This is a genomic window from Nostoc sp., assembly GCF_036919615.1.
Lineage (GTDB): Bacteria > Cyanobacteriota > Cyanobacteriia > Cyanobacteriales > Nostocaceae > Nostoc.
Window position 1 is genome coordinate 64,932 of the sequence record NZ_JBALCN010000044.1, and the last position, 6,332, is coordinate 71,263.

The 6,332-nt window shown below is 37.7% G+C and carries 4 protein-coding genes and 1 pseudogene; 1 reads left to right on the forward strand and 4 read right to left on the reverse strand.

The window, feature by feature from the left end:
• Positions 1-123: 123 nt before the first annotated feature.
• The 4 genes and pseudogenes from V7K48_RS14430 to V7K48_RS14445 all read right to left on the reverse strand — a co-directional run bounded on the left by V7K48_RS14430 (position 124) and on the right by V7K48_RS14445 (position 3,295).
• Positions 124-378, reverse strand: coding sequence for a SemiSWEET transporter (locus V7K48_RS14430; protein ID WP_273768214.1), 255 nt, complete (start codon positions 376-378; stop codon positions 124-126).
• 193 nt (positions 379-571) lie between these two features.
• Positions 572-1,477 (reverse strand): annotated as a pseudogene (locus V7K48_RS14435) (hypothetical protein).
• 27 nt (positions 1,478-1,504) lie between these two features.
• Positions 1,505-1,780, reverse strand: a complete 276-nt coding sequence (locus V7K48_RS14440) for a hypothetical protein (RefSeq protein ID WP_335073492.1) — start codon at positions 1,778-1,780, stop codon at positions 1,505-1,507.
• A 204-nt stretch (positions 1,781-1,984) separates the two neighbouring features.
• Positions 1,985-3,295: a hypothetical protein gene (locus V7K48_RS14445; RefSeq protein ID WP_335073493.1), complete on the reverse strand. Its 1,311-nt coding sequence runs from the start codon at positions 3,293-3,295 to the stop codon at positions 1,985-1,987.
• Positions 3,296-3,602: 307 nt separating this feature from the next.
• Here V7K48_RS14445 and V7K48_RS14450 point away from each other — a divergent pair, with 307 nt between their 5' ends.
• The gene (locus V7K48_RS14450; protein ID WP_335073494.1) at positions 3,603-5,423 is read left to right on the forward strand and encodes a tetratricopeptide repeat protein; all 1,821 of its coding nucleotides are present in this window, start codon (positions 3,603-3,605) and stop codon (positions 5,421-5,423) included.
• The last annotated feature ends 909 nt before the right edge of the window (positions 5,424-6,332 follow it).

Genomic DNA, 6,332 nt, shown 5'->3' on the forward strand with positions numbered 1-6,332 from the left:
AAATGTGGACGACTCTAAGTCGCGCCTATACAGGCAAAACCCACGAGGGGGGTTTGATTTTAGTCCGCGCAGGCTGACGAGAGTTTGTGTAGCCGCGACTTATTTATAATCGTCAGGTCTTCTTTATCTATATTTAATTTTAAGCCATAGAATTATCAAGTTAAAAAACAATGTCAAGCTGTTAGCAACAATAATTGGTAAGGCTTGTAGATAAATTCCGTAAATTAACCACAAAAAAACACCGAGGATAAATGTAATCAGCATGATGAAAGAAACATCTTCTGCTGATTTTGTTCGCCATATCTGAAACATCTGTGGTAAAAAGGCAGTGGTGGTTAGTGTGGCAGCAGCTAATCCGAGAATTGTCAGAAAATCCATTTATACAAACCTATAAAATAAAACTTTTCTTTGATAAAAAATTAGAAATAATTTTTATCCTATTGGATTAATGTCTTCAACTTTACATTGTAACGCGAGGTAAAAAGTGGATAAAACAAAAAGGAGAAATAGTTTAACTTTTTTCCATCTCCTTTAATCTTTATCTTAATCATTAAAAGATATGTGATTAACACTAGCAAAACCGATTAATTAATTCTTCACGGGATAACTGCAATAGTAAAGGCGTAAACTCTTCTGGTGGTAACGCTAATAAAGGTTCAATAATTTCTTGAAGCTCATTATCTATTTCACCAAAACGAACTTTCAGCAAGTTTTCCACCACCAAGCGTTCTCCCTGCTGAATTCCTGTTTCGAGTCCCCGTTGTTCACCTTCTTGTATCGCCTGTTCTCGGTCTTATTGGTAAAGTGGTGCTAATCGCATAAGTAATTCCCTATCTTCCTCGTCTTGATTTTGAGTAACTTGTAAGTTTTGTTGCAAGTTGTACAGCAATTCTAACGCTGCTTTTCGGAAAGGATTATCAGGAGTAAGTGCTTCTAGTTCGTCAATTGCTTGCTTTTGAACGTTTCCTCTACCAATGATTCTCAGCCATAAGGTTTCTGAGATAGAAGGCAACTGATGAATTGCTACTATCGCAGTACACAAATATTTTGGCATGAAGTGTATTCCAGGCAGGTAGTCATCTTTTGGGTTAGCACCAAATCCTGATAATAATTGCGCTGATGCTGTGGGGGTAAGAATCCATAATTTTGGTAAATCAGATTCTAGAATGCGTGTTTTATTTCGATTGGCTTGTCGTTGTAAATCGCCACGTACCTCTAATAATTTTAATAGACAATCGCAAATTTCTGTAGCTGACGCTGCGTTACGAAAGGGTTCAAATAGAGAAGGGGTAGTGACAAGTTGACTTAATAATCCGAGTGTTTCTGGTATGTTACTTGGTTGTGGTTTAGGGATGAAATAAACGTCAATTTGTCTAACTTATCCTGCAACTCGTCTAGGTGCTTGGACTTCGCCGTAAGGAGTGAGTAATTGTTCGAGATAGTCTTTGGCGAATTGGTCGTGAATAAATCTGGTCATGTTGGTAGTTTGCTAATGCAAGCCAGTTTATTTACCATTGTCTGACGATTTTTGGAGATAAGACTTAGCCCAAGAGTAGCGTTGCGAATCTTTTTTTAGTAAATATTCTGCTGCTTCATGTCGTTTATTCTCATCTTTTGTACTCCTGATTACTCGTTTTATTTCAGCATCTATATCTTTAGTTTCAGCCCCACGCTGAATCGCTTGTTCAAACCAATAATTACCTTGTTCATAGTTATATTTGTCATAACATATAGCACCCATTAAGGTGTATGGTTGATGACTATCAGGCTGATACTCCATAGCTTTTATCGCACAATTTTCTGCATCATCTGATTTATCACTATCTCTGAATGCTGCACCTCTAGTGACTAAAATAGCTGATTTTAGATTACTATCCTTGACTCTATTTAAGTCAATATTAGTAAGTTTTAAAGCCCGTTCAGGTTCATTTGCTTTGTGCCAAAAACTACTAGCTGTGGGAATATTCCATTTATGTCCAGTACGTCAAAGTTCTTGTTCATAAAACTCTGCTTCTAGTTTGTAATAGGCGAGAGCAATTTTCTCATCATTAGATAATAGCCCCTCTTCCATAAGCTGAAAAACAAACTTAGGATCTAACCGTTCTTTTTTCTCTAGTTTGATCATGATCGCGTAAAATGGCTCTAGCGGAAGTAAAGGATCTACCAATCCATATTTTCTTTTGAGCGCAGCAAAGTGCTTGTGTTGGGCTAAAATAATAATATCTTCATATTTATTATTTCTTAGCCAGTCAATTTCTAAATCGCTCAGAACGATTAATGATACTATCTTTGGCTTCAAAACAAAAGCATATTTATCATTAGCAATTTCAATTGTTTCAAGCAATTGAGACTGTCTTAAAAAATTAATATCCTGCTCATTTAAATGAAATTCTGAGTCAAGTTTTTTCAAAATTTCATATAAATAATTAGCAGAGGATAAATCTTCATATTGGCTAACTTTATACTTTGCCTTCAATGCAATAAATTCTCGTTTTCGTTCGAGTTCTTCAGCAATAGCAATTGTTTCGGTAAGTCCTTGCTGTTCTAGCCAGTAAATTTCTGAATAAATTAATTTTTTGTCCGCATCAAGTTTTTGGAGTATTTGATATAGTTGACTTGATAAGGATGTGTCTGGGTGTTGGCTTGCTTGATACTTACTCTTTAGCTGGGTAACTTTAGCTTGTCTTGCAGACTCTCGTTTTTCAAAAATTTCTATAGCTTCAAAAAGTTCATTATTTAACAGCCACTCGTATTCATTATCATTTAAAATTGCTTCTGTGTCTAGCTTTTTTAGTATTCTATACAGTTGGCTATCAGGATGTGAATCTTGATACTTGGTGGCTTGATATTTCTCCTTGAGTTGTGCAAAATATTTTATATCTTGAGCAATTGTAACTATTTGAGTAAGATTATTATCTTGCAATAATTTTACTTCTGAATCAGTCAAACTATTTTCTGATTCAAGTTTCCAAAGTATCGGATACAAAACACTACTTACTGATGATTCCCAATTTTTGGCAACTTTATACTTAGCTTTAAGATGAGAAAATTCATCTTCTAGTCTTTTTGATTCTCCCATCCTAAATTGTTGTAGCCAGATAATTTCAAGGGTTTCAAAAAGCTCATGTTCTTGTAACCAATTAAATTCTAAGTCAAGGAGTTCAATTCCTATATCAACTTTTCGTAGTATGAGATACAGCAGACTAGCGGGTGATGAATCTTGATATTGAGTTGCTTGATATCTGGACTTTAAAGCAGCAAAATGTTTTAACCGATTTTGAGACTCTTTAGCCATGTTGATAGTAGATGCGATCGCACTTAATTAAATGTGTCATAAGCTACTATAGAAATACTTATAAAAAAGGGCGAGTAAGATATCTACCCCAGAAGAATAAATAGTCAGAACATTGAGGCAGAGCCTTGATGAATGCATTCCCAGTCTGAGACTGGGAACGAGGAAAAATATTTTTTGAAAGCTAACAGAAAATCAGGAATTAAAATCTTAACAAGAGGCACAATAATAGCTAGAACTATTTTCAAAACATATCGTTAAGAATCCCGTTGCCTGAAAGCTACGGAATGTCGAAATCCAAAAAAATTACATGAATGCTGAAGAATTCTTAAACCAAGGATTAAACCACAGTTTGCAAGGGGATTATCAAGGAGCGATCGCAGCTTACACCCAAGCAATCAAGCTCAACCCTAACTATGCTGAAGCTTACCATAATCGAGGAATTATTCTCAGTGGTCAACTCAAAGATTATCGCAGTGCGATCGCAGATTTTAATCGCGCCATAGAAATCAATCCCAATTTTGCCACAGCTTACTGTCACCGAGGTAATGCACGTTACTTTTTAGCCGATTATCAAGGAGCGATCGCGGATCATAACCGAGCATTACAAATCGATCCTAATCTCGCCCAATCTTACCACAGCCGGGGTAATGCTTACTTTGCCTTAGAAAACTACGACAAAGCGATCGCTGATTATATCCAAACAATAGAAACTAGTACCCAATTAGCTGATAATATCAATATTGATATTGCCAATGCCTATCATAATCGGGGTGTAGCTTGTTTTGAGAGCGGTAATCATCAAGGAGCAATTGCAGATTTTCAACAAGCTTTACAGTGGCATCCCCATTTTGCCGCAGCTTACAGCAATCGGGGTAATATTCATCATATCTTAGGCAATTATCAGGAAGCGATCGCCGATCATGACCAAGCATTACAATTAAATCCCAACTTGGTGGAGGCTTATCATAATCGAGGTAATGCCCACTACGCTTTAGCAGACTATCAAAGTGCGATCGCAAATTACAACCGCGCCCTAGAAATTAACCCCAAGTTTGCCGGGGCATATTACAATCGGGGTCTGGTTCTTGCTCATCTCAAAGAATATCACCGAGCAATTGAGGATTTTAACCAAGCATTAAAGTTGAATCCGGATGATCTGCAAGCCTATTGTGAGCGGGGTCTTGTCCGTAGTACTCTTGAGGATTATGAGGGTGCGATCGCCGATTATGACCAAGCGTTACAAGAAAATCCGACTCTAGCTTTAGTATACGGCTTTCGGGCGAATGCTCGTCGTCGACTGGGAGACTATCAAGGTGCAATTGAAGATAGCAATCGCCTATTACAACTCAATCCTAGTTTAGCTGAAGGATATTGTGATCGCGCGGCGGCTCGTCGTTCTTTAGCAGATCATAAAGGAGCAATTAAAGATTATGATCGGGCATTACAGATTAATGATAACTTAGCCGCAGCTTATTATGGTCGGGGGATTGCCCGTGAAGCCCTGCAAGACTTACAGGGAGCAATTGACGATAACACCCAAGCAATAGAGCTTGTGCCGGAATTTTCTCAAGCGTACTGCAATCGAGGAAATGCTTGTCGTCTTTTAGGGGATGAACAGAGGGCGATCGCAGATTATAATCAAGCATTACAAATTAATCCTGATTTAATTGAAGCATATTACAACCGAGGTTCAACCCACTATGCTTTAGAAGAATATGAAAGTGCGATCGCAGATTACACCCAAGCTTTGGAAATTAATCCCCAATCTGCCGCATTTTACAGCGATCGCGCTAATGCTCGCTATGCCTTAGAAGACTATCAAGGGGCAATAGAAGATTACAATCGAGCGATTGCGATCGATCCCAGCTTTGCTGAAGACTGGTATAATCGGGGTCGTAGCCGTTCTTTATTAAAAGACTTACAAGGAGCGCTTGCAGACTTAAACCAAGCCTTACAGTGTCAGCCTAATTGGGCTTCAGCTTACATCCTTCGGGCAGATGTCTACCAAAATCTGGGAGACTCTCAAGCAGCAATTGCCGATTTCCAGAAATCCGCAGACTTGTATTATCAAGAAGGAAATATCCAGTATTACCAACAAATTCTTGAGCTAATTGAACAACTTCAATAGACCTCTTGCAAAAGTCCCAGAGGCATGGAAAAAGTAGGTTAGAGTTAGGTGGCAAAAAAAGTTCTCCAGTGGGAAGAAACAGCATACTTCGATTTTCTGTTACCTGTGCATAAGTCCTACCAAGAAAAGACAGTCTTCACAAGATTACTACTTACTTATGCAAAAACCACGCATTGGTAATAATTCAGGATCTTAATATCTCAGGCATGATCCAAAATCACAAGTTAGCAGGTGCGATCGCTTTGACCCTTAAAAAATAAATTAAACGATAAATCTGATTCTTTCATTGATACATTAGCAAAGGTTTTTGTCAAGACTAATTTAGATTCTTAAAGCTTGTTTTAAGTTGCCATATCTTTAAGAACATGAGAAGTGAGGAAAATTTCTCCTCATCACTCCTCATAAGCTACTCCTTACACTTGTTTTAAGTAGAACAGTTTACAGATGCACTAAACCTCTAACTAAAGATGCACATTATTGTTAAATAAAGAAGTATCTATCTATACAGATACTATCAGATACAATAGTCACACAGTGGATATTTATCAAGCTTATTGCTGGTTGCTAGGCATCATTTAACCACTAAACAATCAACATTGAATAGTTATCAGGCTGATAGTTAAAGAGAAAGCTCCCCTATATATTTGTTCAAAAATCAAATATAGCGGTTCTCAATTGCATAGAATACAGACCTAACAAGAACAGCCCCTTCCCTACTAGCGTTGGGGAGTAAGATTCAAAGCCTCTCTCCTAAAAGGGGAGAGGAATGGAAGTGAGGTCAAAATGTATTGCTTCCATTCGAGAAACGCTATAGCCCTCTTCTGTCACTTTCCGGGTATTCTGAATAAAAGAATGAACAGAAAAAACCCTGAAAGGTAAGTAGGGCAATGGATGTAGAGTTACAAATCC

Excerpts from the sequence above, each read along its gene's own strand:
- V7K48_RS14430 (WP_273768214.1), bottom strand. The coding sequence starts at position 378 with ATGGATTTTCTGACAATTCTCGGATTAGCTGCTGCCACACTAACCACC.
- V7K48_RS14440 (WP_335073492.1), bottom strand. The coding sequence starts at position 1,780 with ATGGAGTATCAGCCTGATAGTCATCAACCATACACCTTAATGGGTGCT.
- V7K48_RS14445 (WP_335073493.1), bottom strand. The coding sequence starts at position 3,295 with ATGGCTAAAGAGTCTCAAAATCGGTTAAAACATTTTGCTGCTTTAAAG.
- V7K48_RS14450 (WP_335073494.1), top strand. The coding sequence starts at position 3,603 with ATGAATGCTGAAGAATTCTTAAACCAAGGATTAAACCACAGTTTGCAA.